The following is a 21661-nucleotide window of genomic DNA, read 5'->3' on the forward strand; positions in this document are numbered from 1 at the left end:
CCATGAAACGACTGTTCATCGCCGCCGGAATCATCTTCGCGGCCACCGCCGGCGCGGCCACCCTGGTGCCGTCCTCGCTTATCCAGTGGGTGGCGCCCGTATCCATCCCGTCGCCGAATCTGACCGGCACACCGACGGCGCCCACGGCAGCCGGCACGGACGCCAGCACCCAGATCGCTACCACAGCTTTCGTGGCTGGCAACTTCGCGAAGAAAGGCGCGAACACCGACATCACCAGCCTGAACGCGCCCGCGCTTGGGGCGGCCACTGCCACGACCGCAGCGGCCGGCGACAACACCACGAAGGTAGCGACCACGGCCTATGTGCGTGGGGTCTATGCGGCGCCGCCTGCCATCGGCAGCACGACGCCTGCGGCTGGGTCATTCACGACCCTGTCGGCCAGCGGCAACGCGACCGTGACCGGGACGTTGACTGTGAACGGCAACCCGGGCTGGACGGCATATACGCCGACGCTCGCCGCGCAGAGCGGAACCTTTACCAGCGCCACCGCCAACGGCGCGTATTACAAAGTGGGCGGCCTGGTCTTTTATCGGGCGCTGGTCCAGATTACGACGGTGGGCACCGCATCCGGCGCGGTCCTGGTTGGATTGCCGTTCACCAGCAACTCCGGCACGGCGAGCGGCCCCCTGGCTTTGTCGGGGCGGGATAACTCCACGGGCAAGGCGCTTGTCGGCACCTTTTCCGCAGGCGCGACTGCGGCCACGGTGCTGAACTACGACAACACATCGCCTGTCGTGGCGGGTGCGCAGATGATTATCTCGGGCACGATGGTGGCGAACTGATGACGCCGCCCACGCCGCGCGAAGATTTCCCAGCCGAAGTAGGTGAGGGCACGCGGATGATCCTGGACGCCATCCAAGGCTGGCGCCATGAAGACCGCGAAGAGCTGGCCGCCAAACACGCGGAGAACGCAGCCCGTATGGAAGCCTTCGATCGCGAGCTGAAGGCGATGTCAGCAGCAGTGAAGCTGGGCTATCCGGAAGGCGACGCGGATGCTCACCGGCGGTATCACGAGGCGTTGATTAAAAAGGCGGAAGCCCGTGCCAGGCTCTACGAAAAGCTGCTTGCCGAACTCATAGGCAAGGGGTTTATCGCATTCCTGATTTTCCTCGCTGGTGCCATAGGGTATTACCTGAAAGAGAAATTCCTGAAATGAACTTCGATATCGCATGCGACCGTCTGCTGGACGCCGAAGGCGGCTATGTCAACGACCCGAACGACCCGGGCGGCGAAACGAAATTCGGGATCAGCAAGCGTTCTTACCCGAACGTCGACATCAAGAACCTGACCCGCGACCAGGCCAAGTCGATATACCTGCGCGACTTCTGGAATCGGATCAACGCTGACAAGCTGCCTGACGGCGTGGCTTTCCAGGCGTTCGACTTCGCCGTCAACAGTGGCATCGAGACGGCGGTGCGCAAGCTGCAGCGCGCCCTGGGCGTGGCCGATGATGGGCATTGGGGGCCGATCAGCCAGGCCGCCGCGGACGCCATGTCGGAGTCCGACCAGATCATGCTGCTGAACGCCGAACGGCTGGACTTCATGCGCAGGCTTTCGACGTGGAAATCGTTCGGCGCGGGCTGGGCCGGCCGCATCGCCAATAATTTGCGCTACGGCGCACAGGACTCGTGACATGGACTTCGACTGGAAAAAGATCATCGGCACCGCGGCGCCCATGCTGGCGACGGCGCTGGGCGGCCCGCTGGCCGGCATCGCCGTATCCACGATAGGCAATGCCATGGGCTTGGGCGATCAGCCCACGGACGACGCCATAGCGGCCGCCATCGCCGGCAAGGACCCCGACGCGATCCTGAAGCTAAAGCAGGCCGAAAATGATTTCTCGGCAAAGATGGCGGAGCTGGGATTTAAGAATGAGGCGGACCTGGCGAAGATCGCGGCGGACGATCGGGCCAGCGCGCGCCAGCGCGAGGTTGAGACACACGACTGGACGCCGCGGGCGCTGGCTTTCGTGGTTACTTTCGGCTTCTTCAGCGTATTGGCCGCCATGATATGGGCGCCTTTACCGGACGGCGTGAAGGAACCGCTGCTGATCCTGCTCGGCTCGTTGGGCACCGCATGGACTACCATCATGGCCTATTACTTCGGCAGCACGGCCGGCGGCCAAAAGAAATCCGACCTTTTGGCGAAAGCTACGATTCCACCGGGGAAGTAACGGCGGAGCGGGGCGACTTCGCGGTGAACACGATGCGTCGCCGCAGCGCGCGGCGGGCGGGTTCCTCCACCAGATGGAATAGAGCGGCAGCGGCGGCGAGAGATAGTACCCAAGCTGCGCCGTACGCCCACCATCCCAGGCTCAATAGTTGTGGTTGCTGGGAAATCGCCACCACTATCGCGTAGTGGACCAGGTACAGAGCAAAGCTGATTTTGCCCAGATACACGAGAACCCTCGTAGACAGCAGCGCCGAGACATACCCTCTATTCATGGCGAACACGCCGATCAATACCGCGAAGGCGGGGGCCGCTCCAGCCGCACCGATGTAGAACGCCGCTGCCGGGCCAATGGCGCGAGTGAACGGGTTAGACACAGACCAGATCATCGCGGCAACCGTGCCGACGAGTGCGGCCATTTCTAGGCAGGTCCACCCCAGTGACGCGGGCGTTTTTACACGGCCCAACGACCCGCGCACAAGATAAAAGGCCCCAATCCCCACGACGAATTCAAGCAACCGCGCGGGCGGGAAAAAGTACAGCAGCCCCGCGTACGACAGTAGCGTGTGCCCGTCCAGTGAAGCGAAGCGGCACGCCCATATCAGCACCGCAACCGTCGCCACGCAGGCAAGGACGATTGAAGGCCAGTTGCGCCTCATGTGCGTGACGAGGAAGGGGAACAGTAGATAGAAAAACAGCTCTACAGAAATGCTCCATGCGACGCCGTTGTAGGTGTCCCCCCAGCCCTTGATCGGCACCCATGTTTGCAGAAGCAATACGGTTGCGGGAAGCCTGACAGCGCCATTGCCCCAGAGCACCGAATCCAGCGACATCTTGTACACCAGCGCTATCCAGATCACGAGCGTGGCAATGTGCATTGGCCAGATGCGGGCGAATCGGGCCGTATAGAAGTTGGCTACAGATCCCGGGGTATCAAAGCCGCGATGGTTGTACGCAAGAATGAACCCGCTCAACACGAAGAAAAATGAGACGCCCTGCTGGGCGGGGAACCACCCAGGTATTCGTGCGACGTCCAAAAACACGCCAGCGTGGATAGCCACGATCAAGGCGGCAGCGACGAAACGCAGAGAAGTAAGCGCGCGAAGCTCAGGAAGGTTTTTCATTATGCAGGTGATTGTATGTCAGGCGTTGCATCTGTCCCTGGTAACCATCCGCGCGGATCGCCCAGCAGATCCCACAAGTAGGCGCCCAGGGCGTCGAAGGCGGCGCGCCGCTGGGGCATCATCTGCTGGCGCTGGTAGGTCCGCGTCACCTTGCCCGGCTCCTTGTGGTTCAGGCACCGATCGATAACCTCTTTCGAAAACCCCAGCTCACCCATCAGTGTGGCCGCGGTGCGCCGTAGGTCGTGCTGTGTCCAGCGACCGCCGGCCAGGTCCAGGTCGGTCGTGTTCTTGCGGCCCTTGACCGGCTTGTCGCGCGTCTGCCGGTCGGTCAGCCGGCGCGTTACCTCTTTCTCGGATAGGTGGCCGCCGTCGCGGCCGGCGAACACGTATTCGCCTTCCGTGGCCGTCGCGGCCTGGATTCGCTCCCAGACGGCCATGGCGAAGTCGCTCAGGTGCACGACGTGGGTTTTGCCGTTCTTGGAAACCTCGGCCGGGATGATCCACTCCTTTCGCGAAACGTCCACCGGGCACCGCGCGGCGCGGCGGATCGCCACCACCTCGATGGCGCGCGACGCGGTGGCCAGGGTCCACCACACCATCAGTTCGGTATGCGCCGGCAGCACGCGGCGCGTGGCCACGTAGTAGCGCGTGCGCCCGGCCGGCGGGCGGCGCAGGATGTCGCGCAGCATGACCAGCTCGTCAGGGTCCAGGACGCGCTCGCCTTCGCGGTCCTGGCCGCCTGCGTCCTTGCGGGTCAGCGCCGCCGTCGGGTCGCCTTGCACCCAATCGCGCGCCAGGCCGAAGCGGAACATCTGCCGGGTTTCAGCCAGCACCAGATTGGCCGTGCGCATGTGGCCGGCGGCGCGCGCCTTGTCGATCGCCTTCATGATGTGGCCGCGGCGCACCTCGGCCAGCGGTACGGCGCCAATGACCGGCGCCACGTATTTCTCGTAGCGGTTGCGCACGGCGCCCTGGTCGGTGGTCTTCCTGCGCTCCACCTGGATGTAGCCCTTGAACCACGCGGCGAACAGCTGGCCGACGGTGGCAGGGGTCTCGTTGCCCACTTCGTCCAGCAGCGCCGTGGCGTTTTTGGGATCCACGCCCTTGGCCACCAGCTCGGCGCGCGTGGCGCGCAGCTCGCGCGCGGCCTTCAGCCCCAGCACGGGGTAGGATCCCAGCCATACGCGCCGCTGATGGCCCGCCGTGGGGCTCGTGTAGCGGTAGGACCATAGCCTACTGCCGTCCGTCTTGACGCGCAGCGCCAGGCCGCCGCCGTCGGACAAGTCGTAGTCCTTCGGCCCGGGCCGGGCGTTGCGCACCGCTGTATCGCTCAACAAATTGATTGCCACCGTGTGCACCTCCTTGGCCGGAGTTTAGCAATTAGTGGACTAGTTGGTGGACTAGGCTGGTGCTAATCGTCGCGAATGATGCGCTAACGTTGGCGAAAAGCTACGGGCGAAATTCTCAAGATTTATGCGCTTGACGGGCTGCTACGCGAATGCTAATGAAAGCTAACGGAATATTTGTACTTTGCATGGGGTGCAAGGGGTCGCGAGTTCGAATCCCGCCGTCCCGACCAGAAAAAAACAAGGGCTTACATGAGCGATCATGTAAGCCCTTGTCCATTGGTGGCCCGGCTGGTGTACACGTTGGTGCACACGTTGGTACACACGCCAGTGGATACGCTAGTGGACTAGCTGAGTGGACCTGGCCGCAAGCACGGTATTTGCTTGGTGCTCATCGTATTTCGCACTGGGAGCAAATCATGCCCAAGAAAAAAGTGACCACCGCGGAATTGCGGGACATCCTGCACGACGAGTTCACGCTGGTGGCCGGCGGCAATGTGCCGGCGCCGAAAATCGAACGCGTCGAGGGCAGCGATCCAAACTGGACGGTGGACATCGCCAAGGATTCCGAATTCCGCGCGGCCGCGGAAAGGGTGATGGCGGAATACGACCTCGAGTAACAGGCGCCCGGGCAAGCGCTTCATTCGCGCTTCTTTCGTGCTGCCCGGGCATCTTCCGTGCGCATGGAGCGCCGGCGATCGCCGGCCGCTCCACCGCCAGGATCAGAAGATATGCCTGATCCCGGTCGCCACGCCCACCTGCGTGGAGCCGCTGGCGATTTCAGCCGTCGACGCGTCATAGACGCGGTTGAAATCCACGGTGCCATACAGCTGCGTGCGCTTGGACAGCGCATACTCCGCCACCGCGACCAGCGCATAGCGCTTGCCCTTGTCGCCTTGCTCGATCACGTTCTTGCTCTTGTCGAAGTAGGCGGCGCCCGTGAAGGTCCACGGCGTGGCCATGGGTTGCCATGTGACGCCGGCGTAGTAGCCATTGTCCTTGCGCTCCAGGCCATTGTCCGGGACGTTGGCGATACCCATGACCGCATTGACGAAGCCGGTCTCGTCGCGGCCGTTGAAGTAGCCGGCGAACAGTCGCGTATTGTCGAACAGCTGATAGGCCGCGTTCAAATTCCACACGCGCTGCGTATAGTCGGAGTTGGTCTCGGCGCGCGTCAGCTGGTAGCCGCCGCCCACCGTCAAGGGGCCGGTCGTGTACGTCAGCGTGCCGCCGTATTGCTGGCCCAGCTTATGGTCGTCGAAGGAGTCGCCAAAGCCGTACGACAGGATCACGTCGAAACCGCCCAGCTTGTTGTTGCGATAGCGCACGGATTCGGACACGCGGCCGCGCGACATGGCCACGGGCAGCCAGGAATTCTGGTCGTAGTTGCCAACGGTCAGCGGGTCGAAGGTATCGCCCAGGATGGTGAACAGCGGCGTGTCCTGCCGCCCCAGCGACAGTGCGCCGATGTCGCCGCCGTCCAGGCCGACATAGGACTGCCGGTTGAACATGCGGCCGGGGTCGCTCTCGTTGCCGTTCTGTACGTTGAAACCGCTTTCCAGACGGAAAAACGCGGTATTGCCGTTACCCAGGTCTTCCGTGCCTTTCAGGCCCCAACGGCTGTTGGTGATCGCGCCGTTTGCCATCGACACCCGGCTGTGGTCCGGCTGATAGCCGGCGCCGGTGCTCAGGTAACGGACGCTGACGTCGGCGATGCCGTACAGCTGCACATTCGTATCGGCGGCGTGCGCGGTGGCGCCAGCCATCGTGCCAGCGACGGCCAATGCCATCGCGCTTTCCTTGAACAAGGGCTTGAACATCGATCTGATTCTCCTCTCCCAGGCCGCGGCGCAGGGTTGCGCCGCCATCCAGAACTGCGACGCCGTGCGGCGGATAGCCGGGGCGTCGACGTTTCTTGTTATGCCGCCCGCGCATCTGCCTGGCGATCCGGCCAAGGAGCGAGAGGGTCAGAAAAACGGGTGGCCGGCGCAGTATAGGTGAAACATTGTTGCTCACCCTCTAGGGAAAATCCTATTTTGTGTCGTTATCGATGCAAACCTTGCGCGTCAACGGCAAAGCGGTTTTGCAAGGATTAAACGCTCAGGCGCGCCGCAGCATTTCTTCGACCTGCGCCAGCAGTGTGCGCGGGTCATAGGGCTTGTCGACCACCAGCGTGAACAGGCCGGGGCTCTGCCGGGCCAACAGGCCCTGGGCGCCGGTGACCAGCACGATGGGGATGTCCTTGGTGAGGGCGTCGGCGCGCACCGCTTCCGCCAGCTCCAGGCCGGTCATCAGCGGCATCATGAAATCGGTGATGATCAGGTCGGGGCGGCGGGTGCGCATGATGTCGAGCGCGGCCTTCCCATGGGGCGCCGTGAGCACGTCGTGCCCAGCGTCCTCAAGGAGATCGGCCAGCATCTCGGCAAGCAGGATCTCGTCGTCGGCGACGAGGATCAACGCCATGGCGCAAGGCCTCCTGACGCATTGCGAATCATCGTCAGGATCCGCCGTGGTTGTGCGCCGGGCTGCTCGTTAGAACCGATGGCCCCAGCTTGGGTCCCACACGCAACCCCTTGTCCGTGATCTCCAGGATGCGCGTATTCGGCATGAAGTCGCTGTCGCGCATTTTCTGGACGGCGATCGTCCGCTTCAGGTCGTTGTCCTGCGCCATGTGGCGCAGCAGGATCACGTTGTCGAACATCGCCGACAACTGCTCCGCCGGCGCCGTGACGTCCTGGTCGACGATCTGGCGCAGCTCCCAGGTGAAGACGGTGGTGACGCCTATGGCGCGCAATCGGTTGGTCAGCGTGGTGAAGAATTCGACCAGACGGGCGCGGTGGGTGGCCGCGCGTTCGAAGCCGCCGATGCCGTCGATGAACAGTCGCGTCACGCGATGGCGGCCGACGAGTTGGAGCAGTTCCAGTCCCAGCTTGTCCAGCAGGTTTTCCGCCATGGGCGTCCAGTGCACGTGCAGGTGGTCCGTGGACGGCAGGGTGATGCCCAGCGTGGAGGCCTTGCGTTGCAGCAGCGTGGACGTTTCGAAGAAACCGTAATGCAGCGCGGGTTCGTCTTCCGAAGCAGCGCTCAGGAAGTGCAGGCCCATGGTCGTCTTGCCCGTGCCCGTGGGACCCACCAGCAAGGTGACGGAGCCGCGCGGCAGGCCTCCGCCTATCAACGCGTCGATCTCGGCATTGCCGCTGGTGACGCGTTGCGACAGGATCTTGGCCGACGGCGGCATGAGCGGCCACGACACGGCTTCCACGCGCGGATAGATGGTGATGCCGGACTGGGTGATTTCGTATTGGTGCAGGCCGCCCACGGCGGCGCTGCCGCGCGACTTGCGCACCTGCAATTGGCGCACGGTGCGCACGCCGAAGATTTCGTCGCTCAGGTCGATCACGCCGTCGACCATGGTGTGCTCGGGGCTGCTGTCGTCCAGGCGCGTGCTGGTCAGGAACAATACGGTGCAGCCGACGAAGCCGGCCTGGCCCTGAACTTCGGCCACGAAGGTCTTGACGTCCAGGTCGGTTTCGGCGCGTTCGCGCGCGTTGAGCAGGCCGTCGAAAACCAGCAGGGTGGCTTTGTGCCGCTTGGTTTCCTGTCGCAGGAGCTTCACCACGGCGCCCAAACCTTCTTCCCGCAAGGCGTGGAAGACGCTGACGTAGGCGATTTCCTGCCCCAGTTTTTCCTTATGGAAAAAATCCAGGGTGGACATGGCGTGAAATAGCCTTTCATGGCTTTCCGCCAGCAGGGTGACGTACAGCACCTTGCCGCCATTGGCCGCGTGCGAAAACGCGATCTGGTTGGAGAGGATGGTTTTCCCGGCCCCTGGGCGGCCCTGGATGATGTAGGAAGCGCCTTCGACGAACCCGCCATTCAATATTCGGTCCAGCCCATCGATACCACTCGCCATGCGTGCGAGATGTTGCACCACCAAATCCTCCGTTCTTGCCATCGCATCGCGATGATCGCGCGAAAGTGTCCCGCATGTTGGAATTCGACGTCAAGCAAAAACGTTAATACTCCTGGCGGGTGCCAGGGCCGGTGGTGGTCAGGGTTGGATGGTATGGAGCGTTAGCATCTAGCATAAGTCGTGCCCGGATGGGCATCGCATGGGTTTGGGCGGCCTCTTCGTGTGCCGCGGACGCCCGCCGGCAGGGAGCGCCGACAGCTTGGGGACAGGTACGTCTCTTGCATGAGCAAGGGTCCTTCGTTTCAGCCAAGGAGGCTGCCATGTATCGACTTCGTAAGATCGCGGCTTTGGCGCTGGCCGCATGCTTTCCCTTGATGGGCGGTTGCACACTGGGCGGCGCCGCGGCCGGCGGTGTGATCGGCCATGAAACCACGCACAGCACGGCCGGCACGGTGGGTGGCGCGGTGGTGGGCGGCGTGATCGGCCACGAGATCGGCAAGGACTAATGCCACCGGGCACATCCCGTAGCGGTACCTACGGTGTAGGTGCTGCCGCGGCGGGCGCGTCCTAAGATCGATGGGGAGCGCGGCCCGCTGCCGCATGCCATACGAATGGCGGATGAGAGCGGCTCCGGCGGGGCACTACGGATGTGGCAGAAAGCTCGGCACCTTTATGGCGGTGGCCAAGCTCGCGGACTGCAACCGGGTGGTCCAGCCGGCAGCGCCCGCCTCCGGCTGAATGGGCGGAGATACCGCCACCGGCGGTCTGCGGTCCCCCGCAATAGCGGCTACCAGGCTAGCCATTGGATACCAACCAGCGCACCCCGGCGCGGCGCGCGCGAACCGGCAGTTGGGAATTTCGCGGTCAATCATGCTTGCAATTGCAAGCTTTGCCGGTCTTGGCGAGCGTCCTTCCGCAGTGCGATATTACGGCACGCGTTACGCAAAGATGGGCCGGCGTATACGGGGTGAACGCCGGTCTTTCTGGCATGGGCCGCTACGACGCGACGCGAGCATTCGACGCGCCGCCCGCGCCATGCCGCTTGCCCCTGGAGTGTTCGGAGCGAGCCCATGATCCAGTACAAGGACTTCATCATTGAATGCGCCGTGGAAACACTGAAGAACGATCTTTACCAGGCTCGTATCTTCATTTCCATGCTCGAAGGCGGGGATCCGGTGAATGGCTTCGCCTTTCCGCCGTACCCCGGCACGTCCATCCACAACGAAAGCATGGCGCGCACCGGCGCGGAGCAATGGGCCCGCGAATGGATCGATGAAAACTTCTAGCGCGGGCGGGCCCTGCGTCCGGGCTACTTGCCCTGGCTGTTTTGATCCTGCTGCGTATCCTTGGGCTGCGGGATCGGCGAGCAGGTGAAGGTGATGTAGGTGATCGGGCGCGTGAAGCCGGTGGCGTGATTGGACGAAACGTCGGGATCGGTCATCTTCAGGTTCTGCGACGTGCAGTATTCCCGTGCGCGGTCCAGGGCCTGGCTCTTGAGTTGGACCCACGAGGTCGTCAGGCCGCCCGAACGGCTGGTCAATGTGTACCGGTTTGGTTCGCCGGTGGGAATGATCGGGCCCGTCGTGGTGGTGCATGCCGCCAATCCGGCCAGGGCGCTGACGACGAGCGCGGCCCCGACGCCGCGCCGCAGGGGCCGGCCCAGTGATCCCCGCAGGGCTAAACGAAAACGCATGTATCCTCCGAAGCGGCGTGTGGGCGCTATTTTATGCGTTCAGTACGGTCCCTGCTGCGCGGTCGCCGCCGCCGGCCGGTGGCGGCCGAATTGCGCGGCCAGGGATTCGGCGGCGCGCGCCAGCAGCGTGGCGTCCACGCCCACCGCGACGAAGGTCGCGCCCATTTCCAGATAGTGCTTGGCGCGGGCCGGGTCGGTATGCAGGATGCCCGCCGATTTGCCGGAGGCCACGATGCGGCGGATCGCGTCGTCGATGGCCGCGGTGACGTCGGGATGGCCGGGGTTGCCCAGGTGTCCCATGTTGGCCGACAGGTCGGCCGGCCCGATGAAGACGCCGTCCACGCCATCGACCGCCAGGATCTGGTCGAGCTCCTCCAGGCCGGCGGGGGTCTCGATCTGCAGCAGGACGCAGATTTCGTCGTTGGCGCGCGCCAGGTAGTCGGGAATACGGTTCCAGCGCGAGGATCGCGCCAGCGCGCTGCCCACGCCGCGAATGCCGGCCGGCGGATAGCGCACCGCGGCGATGGCGTCCCGGGCTTCCTGGGCGGACTGGATCATCGGAATCAGCAGGTTCTGCGCGCCGATATCCAGGATCTGCTTGATCCGCACGAAGTCGTTCCACGGCGGCCGGACGACAGGAGTGACCGGATAGGCGGCGACCGACTGCAACTGGGCCAGCATGCTTTGCAATTCGTTCGGCGCGTGTTCCCCATCGATCACCATGCAGTCGAAGCCGGCGCCGGCGCAGACTTCGGCGGTGTAGGGGTGCGCCAGCGCGGCCCACAACGCGATCTGGGGCTTGCCTTCGCGCAGCGCGCGTTTGAAGGAATTGCTCAGGATATCCATGCCTAGCCTTCTATGGAGGTGGAAAAGATCGACGATAATAGGCCATTCCGCCGTCGTGGCGGTACGGAGGCACGCGCATGGCGATGCATCAATTCAACAAGGGCGAGCTGGCCTATTGGCTGGGTGTCATCGCGGACGACAAGAACCAGGCCGCCGAGCCTGTCCCGCAGCGTTTCATCGACGCGCTGCTGCTGCTGCGTTGCATCGAAATGGATACGGCCGGCCAGCCGGTCGTGACCGACAAGGGCCGCCTGGCGCTGCACATGGAAACCGCCAACCCGTATCCCGGATCATGAGCCCTGGACGTGGCGGCGCGGCCGATGCCGCGCTGGCGGGCATCGTGGCGCAATTGCGCGCGCACTACGACGAGATCGTCCTGCCGCTGTGGCTGACGCGCGGTTTCAATGCCGCGCTGGAACTGCCCTATGAATCGCTGGCCAGCGCCGACGCGCGCCCCTTGCCGCCGCGGCGCTACCGCGCCATGGCCTGCGCGCGGCAACTGTTCGTGTTCTCCATCAGCGATGCGCCGGCGGCCGCGCAGCACGCGGTGCGCCTGTTCGAGTCGCTGCACCGGCGCTTCCGCCATCCGGCGGGCGGCTGGGTCTACAGCATAGACACGGACGGCGCGCCCCTGGAAACGCAGCACGACCTGTATACCTATGCCTTCGTCGTTTTCGCTTGCGCGACGTATTACCGCCGCCGGCGCGACGCGCGCGCGCTGCAGGCCATGCGCGAGACGCTCGCACTGATCGAATCACGCTTCGGCATGCGCGGCGGGCTGTACGCGGCGCAACTGGCCGACGATGGCCGGACGGCGATGCAGGGGCCGCTGCAGAATCCCATCATGCACCTGACCGAGGCCTACCTGGCGGCGCGTGCGGTCGACGACGCCGGCGGCTGCGAAGAGGCTTTGCGCCGCATCGCGAGCGGGGTGGCGGCGCAGTTCGTCGATACGGCCACGCAGTGCATTTGCGAACTGCCGGCTCGCGAACCGGGCAATCGTATCGAGCCCGGGCATCAGTTCGAGTGGTACGCCCTGATGCGTAGCGCGCCGGAGGTTTTCGAGGAAACCCAGCTTGCGGACGCGGTTCCGCGCGCGGTGGACTACGCGCAGCGGTACGGCGTGACGCCGGATGTCGAAGGGGTATGCGCCAGCCTGGACCTGCGCGGGACGGTCACCGACGCCACGCAGCGGATATGGGCGCAGACCGAATACGCGCGCTGCCTCGCGATGCGGGGCGACGAGGCCTCGCTGCGGGACCTGGCGCGGCAGCTGACGCGTTTTCGCGAGCGCTTCCTGCATGCGCGTGGCTGGTATGAATGCCTGGACGGCGATGGGCGAGTGGCCCGCGCCGACATGCCGTCGACTACGCCTTATCACCTGGCGGCGTGCTACGCCGCGCTCCCCGGCGCGGGGAATTGAGCCCGATGCCCAAGCGAATCTGAGCCTGCCCAGGCGCCGATCCGGCGTCGGCGCGGGGTGGGCGCGGAGGGCGATTGGCAGCCTGCTCTGCCGTAAGTCCGTCCCTAAATGTTTCAGTTTATTCTGTTTTCTTGCGAAATATTTGGATTTCTGCGATGCTGCGCGCCATCGCCGGCGGCTGGCCGGTTCCGTACAGGACGCAGCGATGACTCCCAGGTTGATCGACGGTTTTACGGTCTACGCGTACTCGATCCCGCCACAGGGGCGGGAGCCGGCGCGGGCCTTTATGGAAACGCGAAGGGAAGGCACGGAAAGCGAGCCGCTCACCTTCGAGATCTATCTGTCGCGCCGCTTCCGCAGTGGCGTCGAAGCCATGTCCGCCGCGCGCAATGCGTTGGCGACCGTCAGGGCCGTGGACGAAAACGGGGTGCCCGACCACCTGCCCGAATAAGCGAACTCCCTTCACCGCGAAAAAAAATCGGGATGAATGGAAGGATTCGTTTGCCGCGACCGTCTACGTGTGCATGGTCCGCGGACCCCACCCATTTGTTCAGAGGATGTCGCCGTGTTGATGAAATCGCTCCTGGCCGCCGCCGTGCTGGCCATCGCGCCCCTGGTGGCGTCGGCCCATGCCCACTTCGCATCGTCCGAACCCGCGAGGGATGCGGTCGTGAGTCGCTCGCCCACGCGCATCACATTGACCACCACGGAGGGACTGGAGGCCGCTTTTTCCTCGCTCACGCTCGTGGATTCCGCAGGCAAGGTGGTTCGCTCAGGACCGTCTTCGCTGGACCCGGGCGATGACAAAACCCTGGTTCTGCCGCTCTCGCAGGCGCTCCCCGCGGGCACATACACGGTCCAGTGGCAAGCCTTGTCCAAGGATGGCCATAAGACGCAGGGCGCCTGGTCCTTCACCTTGAAGGATTGAGCGGCGCGATCCCATGCTTGCCGCCTTCGCCTTGCTGCGGTTTGTGAACTACGCCAGTGCCGCTTTCCTGTTCGGTGCAAGTGTGATGCTGGCGGTGGTCAAACCAGGGAAGTTGGCCGCGCTGGCGGGTGCCGACATGAAAGTCTATCTACGCGGCGCCGCATTCGCGGGGGCATTGGCAGCGGCCGGGATGTTGCCTGTGCAGGCCGCGACCATCATCGGAAACTGGAACGCGAGCGTCGATCCGGATGTTCTGCTTACGGTGGCTTTGCATACACGCTATGGCCTGATGTGGTGCTTGCGTGTGGCGGCGCAAGCCATCGTTCTTGCCATGCTGTTCAGCCGCTTCGGCAAGGGCCGGGCTCTTGCCACCGTCACCGGGCTGGCATTGCTGCCTTTTGCCCTGAGCGGCCATGCGGCGATGGAAGAGGGCTGGCCAGGCGGCGCTCATGCGGTGGTGGACATGATTCACTGTCTATCAGCGGGCTTCTGGCTGGGCGCACTGCCCGTGTTCCTGTATTTCTTGAAGCAGTCCCGGCAACCGGCCTTGCGTCCCGATGCGCTAGGCGGGTTGATGATGTTCTCGACGCTGGGGCACATCGCGGTGGCGGTGGTCCTCGCCAGCGGCGCGCTGAACACCTGGCTGATCCTGCGGACGGTCGGGCTCGACCTTGCGGCCCTTTATCAGCGACTGCTGCTGCTGAAAGCGCTGCTTGTGCTATCGATGGTGATCGTGGCCGTGGTGAATCGTTATTGGTGGGTACCGAAGATCCGCGCCAGACGTGCGGACGCCATGAACAGAATTCGTCGCAATACGCTTCTGGAGGTGGCCGCTGGCGGCGCGGTGCTGATGCTGGTGGCGTTCCTGGGATTGTTATCGCCGCAGTGACCGTGTTTTCGCATCGAGCCGGCCTCGCAGCAGCTGCCACCCCGCCCCGGCCCGAAAAAGCGCTCATTATCTGAACTAATGCGTCCATGAGATATCGTCGCTGTGAAAGCAGGCGACGCGTCGCTACCATTTCCGTATAGCTAAACAACAAGCGGTTCACCGCTTGGGACCCCCGCGCCGGGAATCATGAAAATTCCCACTGCGTGCATGCAGCGCATGCACCACCCGGCCGGGGCCAGCGTCCGGTTTTTAACGACGATGGTAGGAGACACCATGCTATTTCTGGTCATCAGCACCCCACGCCCGGAGCGTCCCACGACGCTGATCGATTCGCGCAGCCGCTATTGGGACTGGATGCGCCCCTTGTTGAACGCCGGCCTGGCGCGATCCGTCCATGCGCGTGTGGGTCGCGGCGCCGTCGCCCTGTTCGACGTCGATTCGAACACCACGCTGCATCGCCTGATGAATGAATGGGCCGATATCATTCCCGCCCACTTCGAGGTCTTTCCCTTGCTGGACGAAGAGTCGGCCAAGGCCTACCTGGCCACGCAGACGCCCAGTGCCGGGGATGCGCGATGAAACCGGGTCGGCGGCGATGTATCAAGGCGCTGCGCGGGCTCGGCCTAGCCCTGGCCATGACGGCGACCGCGCTGGCGGCGAGCGGCGCGCATGCAGCAAGCTTTCCCGACAAGTCCGTGCGGATGATCGTGGCCTTCCCGGCCGGTGGGGGCACCGACATCGTGGCCCGCATCATCGCCGAACGCCTGACCCGGCTCTGGGGGCAGCAGGTGATCGTCGACAACCGCGGCGGGGCCGGCGGCGTGATCGGCACGGAGATCGCCGCGCGGGCCGCGCCCGACGGCTATACGATCTTCATGGCGACCCTGGGCAATATGTCCATCAATCCGCACCTGTACAAGATGAACGTCGATCCCATCAAGGATCTGACGCCCATCTCGAACGTGGTGGACGTCAATTTCGTCCTGGTCGCCAATGCGGCTTTCCCGGCGAAGTCGGTCAAGGACCTGATCGAGATGGCCAGGAGCCAACCGGGCAAGATCAACTTCTCGTCGTCCGGCGTGGGCGGCGCCCCGCATCTGGCGGGCGAACTCTTCAACCAGATGGCGGGCGTCAAGTTGACGCACATCCCCTACAAGGGAAGCGCGCCGAGTTTCACCGACCTGATCGGCGGACAGATCCCAGTGACCTTCGACAGCCTGGTCCAGTCCTTGCCGTACATCCAGTCCGGCAAGCTGCGCGCGCTGGGTGTGCTGGGGGCGCATCGGTCCAGTCTCCTGCCGGACGTTCCGACGCTGGCGGAAGCCGGGCTTCCCGGCTACGAGTTCACCAATTGGTTCGGCCTGGTGGCGCCGAGCGGCGTGCCGGCTGATCGTATCCGCAAGTTGAACGCGGACGTCCAGAAGGTGCTGGCGGAACCCGCCGTCAGGCAGGAGCTGGAAAAAATGGGCGCCGATCCCGCCGGCGACACGCCCGAGGCCTTCGGCAAGCAGATACGCGATGACAGCGCCAAGTGGGCGCGCATCATCCAGGAGCAGGGTATCCGGGCGCAATAGCCGTTCTTCAACCGGCCGCGAGCGGCGTCGGCGACATGGCTGGCGGCGTTCGCGGGCCATCGCACGGCCGCGCCCCCGGCGCGGCGGAACAGGAGCATCCAGGTGAATATGCGATACAGCACGGATTTTCCGAGCCTGAGAGGTGTCGTGGACGATGCGGAGTGGAAGAGCCGCACGGATCTGGCGGCGTGCTATCGGCTGATGGACCTCTACGGCATGACCGACATGATCTACAACCACATCACCGCGCAGATACCGGGCAAGGAAGGACGCCTGCTGATCAATCTGTACGGGCTGCTGTACAAGGAGATCACGGCGTCCAATCTGGTCGAGATCGACTACGACGGCAATGTGTGCCGCAAGCCGGACACCGACTACGGCATCAACAAGTCGGGCTATGTCATCCATGGCTGCATCCACCGCGCGCGCCCCGACGTCCATTGCGTCATTCATACGCATACGCGCGCGGGCATGGCGGTGGCGGCCATGCGCGACGGCCTGCTGCCGATCACCCAGACGGCGTCCCGCTTCCATGGCCATATTGCATACCACGAGTTCGAAGGGCCCGCGGTGGACCTGGCCGAGCAGGAGCGGCTGGTCGCCGACCTGGGATCGCATAATGCCATGATCCTGCGCAATCACGGCCTGCTGGTGTGCGGCGCGTCCGTGCCCCAGGCCTTCAACCTGATGTACCAGCTGGAGATGGCCTGCCGTACACAGGTCGACGCCATGTCCGCCGGCATGGAGCAAGTGCGCGTGCCCAGCGAGGAAGTGCTGCAGCGTTCCGCGCATCTGTACCAGCCCGGGACACGCCGGCCTTATGGCGAACTCGAATGGCACGCCATGCTGCGCCTGCTGGCCGCGGAGCCCGGCGGCTATCCATCCTACGAAAGCTGACCCGCCTGTCCAGACTCGTTCAAACGGAGATTGCCCATGACCGTCCATGCCCGGCCGCCGGCTGACGCCTGCGATTGCCACGTGCACGTGTTCGGGCCGGTATCGGCCTATCCCTTCGATGCAGCGCGCACCTACACTCCCGGCGACGCGCCGCTGGAGGCGCTCGTCGCCATGCATCGCAGCCTGGGCGTGGACCGCACCGTCATCGTCCAGCCCAGTCCCTATGGCACCGACAACCGCTGCCTGCTGGATGCGCTCGCCCGATTGGACGGAAGAGGCCGGGGCGTGGCCGTGATCGACGATGCCACGCCGGACGAAGCCCTGGTCGACATGCATCGCGCCGGCGTGCGTGGCGTGCGGGTCAACCTCGAAACCGCCGGGCAGCACGATCCCGGCGTGGCGCGCCGCAAGCTGCTGCAGGCCGCGCGGCAGGTCGCGCCATTGGGCTGGCACGTCCAGACCTACACCAACCTGCCGACCTTGAGCGCGCTCGCGCCGGGGCTGGACGAGCTCCCCACCATCCTGGTCGTCGATCACTTTGGACGCGCCCAGGCCGCGGAAGGCGTGGCGCAGCCGGGCCTGGACGCCTTGCTGTCGGCGCTGTCCGGCGGACGCGTCTACGTCAAGCTTTCCGCGCCGTACCGGATTTCGCGGATGGACGGCTATGCCGATGCGGCGCCGATCGCGCGGGCGTTGATCGATGCCAATCCCGACCGGGTGCTGTGGGGCAGCGATTGGCCGCATCCCGGTTCCGCCGCGGGCGCACCGCTGCCTGTCGACGCCATCACGCCGTTTCGCGCGGAAGACAATGCAAGCGCGCTGGCGCGCTGCATGGAATGGGCCGGCAGCGCGGATCGCGTGCGCAAACTGCTGGTGGACAACCCGGCACGGCTCTACGATTTCTGATCCCCCGGGACCATTCATGAACCACGACACTGAGCGGCGCGCGGAACACTATGTCGTGGCGTTCCTGGACGTCATGGCGCCGCCGGTCCGGACCGCAATTGCGGCTGCGGCGCCGGCGGGCTTCCAGGTGCGCTTCGCCGATAGCGGCGAACCCGAGGCACAGGCGGCGCTTGCGCGGGAAGCGGACTTCATCCTCGCCGGCTGGCAGCCGGTCACGGCGGCGATGATCGCCGCCGCGCCTGGCTTGCGTATGGTCCACAAGTGGGGAATAGGCTACGACAAGATCGACGTGGAGGCGGCGCGCCGCCACGGTGTCGCGGTCGCCATCACCAGCGGCGCCAACGCCGGCCCCGTCGCCGAACATGCCATTGCATTGATGCTCGCGGTTTACCGACGGCTGCCGTACGTCGACCGATCGACGCGCGCGGGCGTATGGTTGAAATCCGACATGCGTTCCGTGTGCTATCAGCTCGCCGGCAAGACCGTCGGGCTGCTCGGCTTCGGCAATATCGCGCGCATGCTGGCGCACCGGCTGCGCGGCTTCGACGTGGACATCCGCTACAGCAGCCGGCGCCCCGCGGATGCGGAGACGGAGCGGCGGCTGAACGTGCGCCAGGTCGACATGGATGAACTGCTGGCATGCAGCGATATCCTGAGCGTGCATCTTCCCTTGACGGACCAGACGCGCGGCATCATCGGCGAGGCGGCGATCCTGCGCATGAAGGACGGCGCGGTGATCGTGAATACGGCGCGTGGCGGTATCGTCGACGAGGCCGCGCTCTACCGCGCGCTCGCGGACGGCAAGCTGGGCGGGGCGGGGCTCGATGTGTTCGACCAGGAGCCGGCATCGGCGAGCAATCCGCTCTTCACGCTGGATAACGTGGTCGTGACGCCGCATGGCGCCGGCGCCGTGATGGACAACGTGGGCTATGTCGCGTCGCGGGCCTTCGGCAATATGCAGCGCGTGTTGCAAGGGCAGCCCATCGATCCCGCGGATCTGGTGGTGGCGCCGCCGGGTTGACGTTCAGGGTGAGGCGCAGGGTGACGCTCAGGGCTGCTCGGTTTCGGCCAGCCGTGCCAGCAGCCATTGGCGGAAACAGGCGATCTTGGGTTCGTCGGCGTGCTGTTCGGGGCAGACCAGGTGGTAGCCGCGCGGACGGCGCAGGACCAGCGGGTGGGGCGCCACGAGCCGTCCTTCGGCCAGGTCCTTCTCCACGTAGCGCAATTGGCCCAGGGCGACGCCCAGGCCTTCGGTGGCGCACTGGTAGATGATGCTCAGGTCTTCGTAGTACATATCGCCAACGGCTACGCCACGGCACGCGCCGGCCAGCCGTATCCAGTCCGGCCAATGCTGCGGCCGGCGATTCGAATGCAGCAGCGGCAACTGGAGCAAGTCGTCGGCGCTGCAGGGGGAGGGCAGGCGCGCGGCCATTTCGGGCGCCATGACAGGCGTCAAGGCGTCGCTGAAGAGCAGGTCGTTGCGCAGCCCGGGCCACGGCCCGTCGCCGTAGACGATGCCCGTGTCGGCGTTTTCGCGGGTGAAGTCGACGCCTTCCACGCTGGTGGAGAGTTTCACGTTGATGCCCGGATGGGCGGCCTGGAACGCCGGGACCAGGGGGATCAGCCAGCGCACGAACAAGGTCGTGTGCCCGCGCACCGTCAGTACCTGCTGCGCCCCGGTGGACACGAGCTCCCTCGTGGCGCGCGTGATCTGGCCGAACGCGCCGGTGAGTGCCGCCGCGTAGTTTTCACCGCCGCGGGTCAGGCGCAGCCGTCTCCCGTTGCGCTCCAGCAGCGCGAAGCCCAGCCACGACTCCAGGGCCTTGATCTGGTGGCTGACGGCGCCCTGCGTGATGTGCAGTTCCTGGGCGGCGGCGGTGAAGCTGGCATGGCGGGCCACGCTTTCGAAGACGCGCAGCGGATTGAGCGGTGGAAGTTGCGGGTTCATCGGCGGACGGACGCGTGGACTCGGAATGCATATATTAGTTTTATCGATGTCGCGGCGAAAAATTCTCGATGGTGCCCCCGGCGGACGCATGCCTAACATTGGCTTGCTGCGATGGCACCGGTCCAATGAAGACGCGGGCGCCGCGGCGGGAGCTTTGCCCTATACATATAAAGGAGACAGCGATGCGCGCCAGCGACGGGAACGAGCTACACCTTCATACGAAAACCATACCCAAGGCCACCGCCAGATCGCTGGCGCACGCGGCCATGCTCGCGGCGGGCCTGGCCTGTATCGCGCAGGCCGCGCGGGCCGACGACCGCTTTCCCGGCAAGCCCATACGCATCGTCGTGCCTGTTTCACCGGGCGGCACGGTGGATCTGGTCGCCCGGCTGGTCGCCAAGGGTATGTCGGAAGACTTGGGACAATCCGTGTTGGTGGAGAACAAGCCCGGCGCCAGCAGCTTGGTGGGCACCCGGGAAGTGGCCCGCGCGGCGCCGGACGGCTATACGCTGCTGGCGGTGGCCAACACCTTCGTCTCGGCACCCGCGTTCGTGGCGGAAGCCGGCTACGACCCGATCAAGGATTTTGCGCCCGTTACGCAGACGGTGCGGATTCCCATGGTGCTGGTCGCGAACCCTTCCGTGCCGGAATCCAGCGTGAAGGCGCTGATCGAGCGGGCGCGCGCCCACCCGGGTCAGATTTCATATGCTTCGTCGGGGATAGGCTCGACGGGGTATATCGCGGCGGAACTGTTCAGCAAGCAGGCCGGCGTCAAGATGCTGCCGGTGTCCTACAAGGGAAACGCGCAAGCGATCACCGATCTGGTCGGCGGCCAGGTCATGGTGATGTTCGATCAAGTCAGCACGTCGGGTCCTTATGTGCAGGCGGGGAAGCTGAAGGCCTTGGGCGTCACCACGAGCACACGGTCCAAGCTGCTGCCGGACGTGCCCACCATCGCCGAGGCTGGGCTGCCCGGCTATGAGGAGGACACCTTCAATGCCATCCTGGCCCCGGCCGGCACGCCGGCCCCCATCGTGCTGAAACTGCGCGACGCGGTGGCGAAGGCGCTGCAGCGTCCCGACGTGACGGCGCAGCTCGCCCGTCAAGGCGTGGAGGTCAAGCTAGACTCGACGCCGGATGGCTTGGGCGCGACGCTGCGTAAGGCGATCGTGAAGTATCGCGACATCGCCCGGGACGTGGCCCCATCCCGGCCTTGATCGGATGGGACGGCCAGCCTCGTTTGCCTGGCCGATGCGCGTGGTTAAACTGCGCCGATGACTCTGCTATCGATCGATCGCCGCCTGGCCGGCGCCCTGGAGAACCGGTTTGTCGGCATTCTGCTGGCGGCGGGCCGGGGCGAACGTTTTCGCGCGTCCTCAGGCCGCGCGCAGGCCGAAAAGCTGCTCGCGGTCTTGCCTGACGGACGTCCGGTGGCCGCGGCTGCCGCCGATGTCCTGCTGCGGACCGTGCCGCTGGTGCTCGCGGTGACGCGTCCGGATACGCCGGCCTTGCAACAGGTGCTGGCCGCGCGTGGCTGCCTGGTCGTGGAAACCGCCGACGCGGCGCGGGGGATGGGCGCCAGCCTGGCCTATGCGTCGCGCGCGCTGATGGCGGTCATCGCCGCCGCCATGCACGGCCATGCCGAAGTCCGCGCGCCGCTCGGCTGCCTGGTGGCGCTGGGCGATATGCCCTGGGTGAGCGACGCGACCGTGCTGGCGGTGCAGGATGCGGCGCGCGGCCATCCGATCGCCGCGCCGGCCTGCGAGGGCCGCCGGGGCCACCCCGTGGCCTTCGCCTGGACGCTCATGCCGGAACTGGCCGCGCTGGATGGCGATGAGGGTGCGCGGGCGCTGCTCAAACGCCACGGGGTGCACGAGGTGCCGTGCGCGGATCCGGGGGTGCTGCGCGACGTCGATACGGTGAGCGATCTGCCGTGATGCCGGGGCGGATACGGTGAACGGCTTGCCGTGACGCTGTGACGCCG

28 protein-coding genes are annotated in these 21661 nt (G+C 65.2%); 20 read left to right on the top strand and 8 right to left on the bottom strand.

Going from position 1 to position 21661, the window contains the following annotated elements; all coding sequences use genetic code 11:
* The first annotated feature begins 2 nt into the window (after positions 1-2).
* From CAL26_RS10025 to CAL26_RS10040, 4 genes are read left to right on the top strand one after another with little or no spacing between them, the layout of a single operon-like run.
* The gene (locus CAL26_RS10025; RefSeq protein WP_094846717.1) at positions 3-803 is read left to right on the top strand and encodes a hypothetical protein; all 801 of its coding nucleotides are present in this window, start codon (positions 3-5) and stop codon (positions 801-803) included.
* Positions 803-1177, top strand: a complete 375-nt coding sequence (locus tag CAL26_RS10030; RefSeq protein WP_094846718.1) for a hypothetical protein — start codon at positions 803-805, stop codon at positions 1175-1177. The genes CAL26_RS10025 and CAL26_RS10030 overlap by 1 nt, the downstream gene beginning before the upstream one ends.
* Positions 1174-1653 carry a glycoside hydrolase family 108 protein gene (locus CAL26_RS10035; protein ID WP_094846719.1) on the top strand — a complete coding sequence of 160 codons (480 nt, stop codon included), beginning with the start codon at positions 1174-1176 and terminating at the stop codon, positions 1651-1653. The genes CAL26_RS10030 and CAL26_RS10035 overlap by 4 nt, the downstream gene beginning before the upstream one ends.
* Position 1654: 1 nt before the next feature.
* Complete coding sequence (locus CAL26_RS10040; protein WP_094846720.1) at positions 1655-2194, top strand: hypothetical protein; 540 nt, start codon at positions 1655-1657, stop codon at positions 2192-2194.
* Here the strand turns inward: CAL26_RS10040 and CAL26_RS10045 are convergent.
* The gene (locus CAL26_RS10045; RefSeq protein WP_094846721.1) at positions 2172-3314 is read right to left on the bottom strand and encodes an acyltransferase family protein; all 1143 of its coding nucleotides are present in this window, start codon (positions 3312-3314) and stop codon (positions 2172-2174) included. The genes CAL26_RS10040 and CAL26_RS10045 overlap by 23 nt on opposite strands.
* The gene (locus tag CAL26_RS10050) at positions 3314-4663 is read right to left on the bottom strand and encodes a tyrosine-type recombinase/integrase (protein WP_179283310.1); all 1350 of its coding nucleotides are present in this window, start codon (positions 4661-4663) and stop codon (positions 3314-3316) included. The genes CAL26_RS10045 and CAL26_RS10050 overlap by 1 nt, the downstream gene beginning before the upstream one ends.
* A 416-nt stretch (positions 4664-5079) precedes the next feature.
* Here CAL26_RS10050 and CAL26_RS10055 point away from each other — a divergent pair, with 416 nt between their 5' ends.
* Positions 5080-5280, top strand: a complete 201-nt coding sequence (locus CAL26_RS10055) for a hypothetical protein (protein WP_094846723.1) — start codon at positions 5080-5082, stop codon at positions 5278-5280.
* A 102-nt stretch (positions 5281-5382) separates the two neighbouring features.
* Here CAL26_RS10055 and CAL26_RS10060 read toward each other — a convergent pair whose 3' ends face one another.
* Positions 5383-6480: a porin gene (locus CAL26_RS10060; RefSeq protein WP_373454463.1), complete on the bottom strand. Its 1098-nt coding sequence runs from the start codon at positions 6478-6480 to the stop codon at positions 5383-5385.
* Between CAL26_RS10060 and CAL26_RS10065 the strand changes: the two genes are divergently transcribed.
* Entirely contained in the window at positions 6473-6661 is a 189-nt protein-coding gene (locus CAL26_RS10065) for a hypothetical protein (RefSeq protein WP_094846724.1), read from the top strand. The genes CAL26_RS10060 and CAL26_RS10065 overlap by 8 nt on opposite strands.
* A gap of 99 nt (positions 6662-6760) precedes the next feature.
* Here CAL26_RS10065 and CAL26_RS10070 read toward each other — a convergent pair whose 3' ends face one another.
* A complete protein-coding gene (locus CAL26_RS10070) occupies positions 6761-7123 on the bottom strand; it encodes a response regulator (RefSeq protein WP_094846725.1) in 363 nt (120 codons plus the stop codon).
* A gap of 34 nt (positions 7124-7157) precedes the next feature.
* Positions 7158-8591 carry an ATPase domain-containing protein gene (locus CAL26_RS10075; RefSeq protein ID WP_094846726.1) on the bottom strand — a complete coding sequence of 478 codons (1434 nt, stop codon included), beginning with the start codon at positions 8589-8591 and terminating at the stop codon, positions 7158-7160.
* Between the two features lie 356 nt (positions 8592-8947).
* Between CAL26_RS10075 and CAL26_RS10080 the strand changes: the two genes are divergently transcribed.
* Together CAL26_RS10080 and CAL26_RS10085 are read left to right on the top strand one after the other, a co-directional pair.
* Positions 8948-9079 (top strand): glycine zipper 2TM domain-containing protein, encoded by a 132-nt coding sequence (locus tag CAL26_RS10080; RefSeq protein WP_256988337.1) that lies wholly within the window; start codon positions 8948-8950, stop codon positions 9077-9079.
* A 564-nt stretch (positions 9080-9643) separates the two neighbouring features.
* A complete protein-coding gene (locus tag CAL26_RS10085; RefSeq protein WP_094846728.1) occupies positions 9644-9859 on the top strand; it encodes a hypothetical protein in 216 nt (71 codons plus the stop codon).
* Between the two features lie 23 nt (positions 9860-9882).
* Here the strand turns inward: CAL26_RS10085 and CAL26_RS10090 are convergent, their stop codons facing one another.
* On the bottom strand, positions 9883-10266 hold the full coding sequence (locus tag CAL26_RS10090) for a hypothetical protein (RefSeq protein ID WP_094846729.1): 384 nt from the start codon (positions 10264-10266) through the stop codon (positions 9883-9885).
* Positions 10267-10305: 39 nt separating this feature from the next.
* Positions 10306-11112, bottom strand: coding sequence for a 4-hydroxy-2-oxoheptanedioate aldolase (gene hpaI, locus CAL26_RS10095; RefSeq protein WP_094846730.1), 807 nt, complete (start codon positions 11110-11112; stop codon positions 10306-10308).
* A gap of 77 nt (positions 11113-11189) precedes the next feature.
* Between hpaI and CAL26_RS10100 the strand changes: the two genes are divergently transcribed.
* The 10 genes from CAL26_RS10100 to CAL26_RS10145 all read left to right on the top strand — a co-directional run bounded on the left by CAL26_RS10100 (position 11190) and on the right by CAL26_RS10145 (position 18750).
* Entirely contained in the window at positions 11190-11408 is a 219-nt protein-coding gene (locus CAL26_RS10100) for a hypothetical protein (RefSeq protein ID WP_094846731.1), read from the top strand.
* On the top strand, positions 11405-12535 hold the full coding sequence (locus tag CAL26_RS10105) for an AGE family epimerase/isomerase (RefSeq protein WP_094846732.1): 1131 nt from the start codon (positions 11405-11407) through the stop codon (positions 12533-12535). Before CAL26_RS10100 ends, CAL26_RS10105 begins: the two co-directional genes overlap by 4 nt.
* Before the next feature lie 286 nt (positions 12536-12821).
* Positions 12822-12986 carry a hypothetical protein gene (locus CAL26_RS10110; protein WP_306437092.1) on the top strand — a complete coding sequence of 55 codons (165 nt, stop codon included), beginning with the start codon at positions 12822-12824 and terminating at the stop codon, positions 12984-12986.
* Between the two features lie 120 nt (positions 12987-13106).
* Positions 13107-13463: a copper homeostasis periplasmic binding protein CopC gene (gene copC / locus CAL26_RS10115; RefSeq protein ID WP_256988280.1), complete on the top strand. Its 357-nt coding sequence runs from the start codon at positions 13107-13109 to the stop codon at positions 13461-13463.
* Between the two features lie 13 nt (positions 13464-13476).
* Positions 13477-14352, top strand: coding sequence for a copper homeostasis membrane protein CopD (gene copD / locus CAL26_RS10120; RefSeq protein ID WP_094846734.1), 876 nt, complete (start codon positions 13477-13479; stop codon positions 14350-14352).
* 273 nt (positions 14353-14625) lie between these two features.
* Positions 14626-14931, top strand: coding sequence for a DUF3303 domain-containing protein (locus tag CAL26_RS10125; protein ID WP_094846735.1), 306 nt, complete (start codon positions 14626-14628; stop codon positions 14929-14931).
* The gene (locus CAL26_RS10130; RefSeq protein WP_179283311.1) at positions 14928-15926 is read left to right on the top strand and encodes a Bug family tripartite tricarboxylate transporter substrate binding protein; all 999 of its coding nucleotides are present in this window, start codon (positions 14928-14930) and stop codon (positions 15924-15926) included. Before CAL26_RS10125 ends, CAL26_RS10130 begins: the two co-directional genes overlap by 4 nt.
* Positions 15927-16034: 108 nt before the next feature.
* Positions 16035-16823, top strand: coding sequence for a class II aldolase/adducin family protein (locus CAL26_RS10135; RefSeq protein ID WP_094847019.1), 789 nt, complete (start codon positions 16035-16037; stop codon positions 16821-16823).
* Between the two features lie 36 nt (positions 16824-16859).
* Complete coding sequence (locus tag CAL26_RS10140; protein ID WP_094846737.1) at positions 16860-17729, top strand: amidohydrolase family protein; 870 nt, start codon at positions 16860-16862, stop codon at positions 17727-17729.
* A gap of 16 nt (positions 17730-17745) precedes the next feature.
* The gene (locus tag CAL26_RS10145) at positions 17746-18750 is read left to right on the top strand and encodes a 2-hydroxyacid dehydrogenase (protein ID WP_094846738.1); all 1005 of its coding nucleotides are present in this window, start codon (positions 17746-17748) and stop codon (positions 18748-18750) included.
* Positions 18751-18777: 27 nt separating this feature from the next.
* On the opposite strand, the gene gcvA is transcribed toward CAL26_RS10145, so the two are convergent.
* Complete coding sequence (gene gcvA, locus CAL26_RS10150; RefSeq protein WP_179283312.1) at positions 18778-19677, bottom strand: transcriptional regulator GcvA; 900 nt, start codon at positions 19675-19677, stop codon at positions 18778-18780.
* Between the two features lie 182 nt (positions 19678-19859).
* Between gcvA and CAL26_RS10155 the strand changes: the two genes are divergently transcribed.
* Together CAL26_RS10155 and CAL26_RS10160 are read left to right on the top strand one after the other, a co-directional pair.
* Positions 19860-20894: a Bug family tripartite tricarboxylate transporter substrate binding protein gene (locus CAL26_RS10155; RefSeq protein ID WP_179283313.1), complete on the top strand. Its 1035-nt coding sequence runs from the start codon at positions 19860-19862 to the stop codon at positions 20892-20894.
* Positions 20895-20951: 57 nt separating this feature from the next.
* Positions 20952-21614 (top strand): nucleotidyltransferase family protein, encoded by a 663-nt coding sequence (locus tag CAL26_RS10160; protein ID WP_094846740.1) that lies wholly within the window; start codon positions 20952-20954, stop codon positions 21612-21614.
* Positions 21615-21661 lie beyond the last annotated feature (47 nt).

Source organism: Bordetella genomosp. 9 (assembly GCF_002261425.1).
Lineage (GTDB): Bacteria > Pseudomonadota > Gammaproteobacteria > Burkholderiales > Burkholderiaceae_B > Bordetella_C.

What these genes read in the sequence shown, in the direction of transcription:
- CAL26_RS10025 (WP_094846717.1), top strand. Translation starts at nt 3, where the DNA reads ATGAAACGACTGTTCATCGCCGCCGGAATCATCTTCGCGGCCACCGCC.
- CAL26_RS10030 (WP_094846718.1), top strand. Translation starts at nt 803, where the DNA reads ATGACGCCGCCCACGCCGCGCGAAGATTTCCCAGCCGAAGTAGGTGAG.
- CAL26_RS10035 (WP_094846719.1), top strand. Translation starts at nt 1,174, where the DNA reads ATGAACTTCGATATCGCATGCGACCGTCTGCTGGACGCCGAAGGCGGC.
- CAL26_RS10040 (WP_094846720.1), top strand. Translation starts at nt 1,655, where the DNA reads ATGGACTTCGACTGGAAAAAGATCATCGGCACCGCGGCGCCCATGCTG.
- CAL26_RS10045 (WP_094846721.1), bottom strand. Translation starts at nt 3,314, where the DNA reads ATGAAAAACCTTCCTGAGCTTCGCGCGCTTACTTCTCTGCGTTTCGTC.
- CAL26_RS10055 (WP_094846723.1), top strand. Translation starts at nt 5,080, where the DNA reads ATGCCCAAGAAAAAAGTGACCACCGCGGAATTGCGGGACATCCTGCAC.
- CAL26_RS10060 (WP_373454463.1), bottom strand. Translation starts at nt 6,480, where the DNA reads ATGTTCAAGCCCTTGTTCAAGGAAAGCGCGATGGCATTGGCCGTCGCT.
- CAL26_RS10070 (WP_094846725.1), bottom strand. Translation starts at nt 7,123, where the DNA reads ATGGCGTTGATCCTCGTCGCCGACGACGAGATCCTGCTTGCCGAGATG.
- CAL26_RS10080 (WP_256988337.1), top strand. Translation starts at nt 8,948, where the DNA reads ATGGGCGGTTGCACACTGGGCGGCGCCGCGGCCGGCGGTGTGATCGGC.
- CAL26_RS10085 (WP_094846728.1), top strand. Translation starts at nt 9,644, where the DNA reads ATGATCCAGTACAAGGACTTCATCATTGAATGCGCCGTGGAAACACTG.
- CAL26_RS10090 (WP_094846729.1), bottom strand. Translation starts at nt 10,266, where the DNA reads ATGCGTTTTCGTTTAGCCCTGCGGGGATCACTGGGCCGGCCCCTGCGG.
- hpaI (WP_094846730.1), bottom strand. Translation starts at nt 11,112, where the DNA reads ATGGATATCCTGAGCAATTCCTTCAAACGCGCGCTGCGCGAAGGCAAG.
- CAL26_RS10100 (WP_094846731.1), top strand. Translation starts at nt 11,190, where the DNA reads ATGGCGATGCATCAATTCAACAAGGGCGAGCTGGCCTATTGGCTGGGT.
- CAL26_RS10105 (WP_094846732.1), top strand. Translation starts at nt 11,405, where the DNA reads ATGAGCCCTGGACGTGGCGGCGCGGCCGATGCCGCGCTGGCGGGCATC.
- CAL26_RS10110 (WP_306437092.1), top strand. Translation starts at nt 12,822, where the DNA reads ATGGAAACGCGAAGGGAAGGCACGGAAAGCGAGCCGCTCACCTTCGAG.
- copC (WP_256988280.1), top strand. Translation starts at nt 13,107, where the DNA reads ATGAAATCGCTCCTGGCCGCCGCCGTGCTGGCCATCGCGCCCCTGGTG.
- copD (WP_094846734.1), top strand. Translation starts at nt 13,477, where the DNA reads ATGCTTGCCGCCTTCGCCTTGCTGCGGTTTGTGAACTACGCCAGTGCC.
- CAL26_RS10125 (WP_094846735.1), top strand. Translation starts at nt 14,626, where the DNA reads ATGCTATTTCTGGTCATCAGCACCCCACGCCCGGAGCGTCCCACGACG.
- CAL26_RS10130 (WP_179283311.1), top strand. Translation starts at nt 14,928, where the DNA reads ATGAAACCGGGTCGGCGGCGATGTATCAAGGCGCTGCGCGGGCTCGGC.
- CAL26_RS10135 (WP_094847019.1), top strand. Translation starts at nt 16,035, where the DNA reads ATGCGATACAGCACGGATTTTCCGAGCCTGAGAGGTGTCGTGGACGAT.
- CAL26_RS10140 (WP_094846737.1), top strand. Translation starts at nt 16,860, where the DNA reads ATGACCGTCCATGCCCGGCCGCCGGCTGACGCCTGCGATTGCCACGTG.
- CAL26_RS10145 (WP_094846738.1), top strand. Translation starts at nt 17,746, where the DNA reads ATGAACCACGACACTGAGCGGCGCGCGGAACACTATGTCGTGGCGTTC.
- gcvA (WP_179283312.1), bottom strand. Translation starts at nt 19,677, where the DNA reads ATGAACCCGCAACTTCCACCGCTCAATCCGCTGCGCGTCTTCGAAAGC.
- CAL26_RS10155 (WP_179283313.1), top strand. Translation starts at nt 19,860, where the DNA reads ATGCGCGCCAGCGACGGGAACGAGCTACACCTTCATACGAAAACCATA.
- CAL26_RS10160 (WP_094846740.1), top strand. Translation starts at nt 20,952, where the DNA reads ATGACTCTGCTATCGATCGATCGCCGCCTGGCCGGCGCCCTGGAGAAC.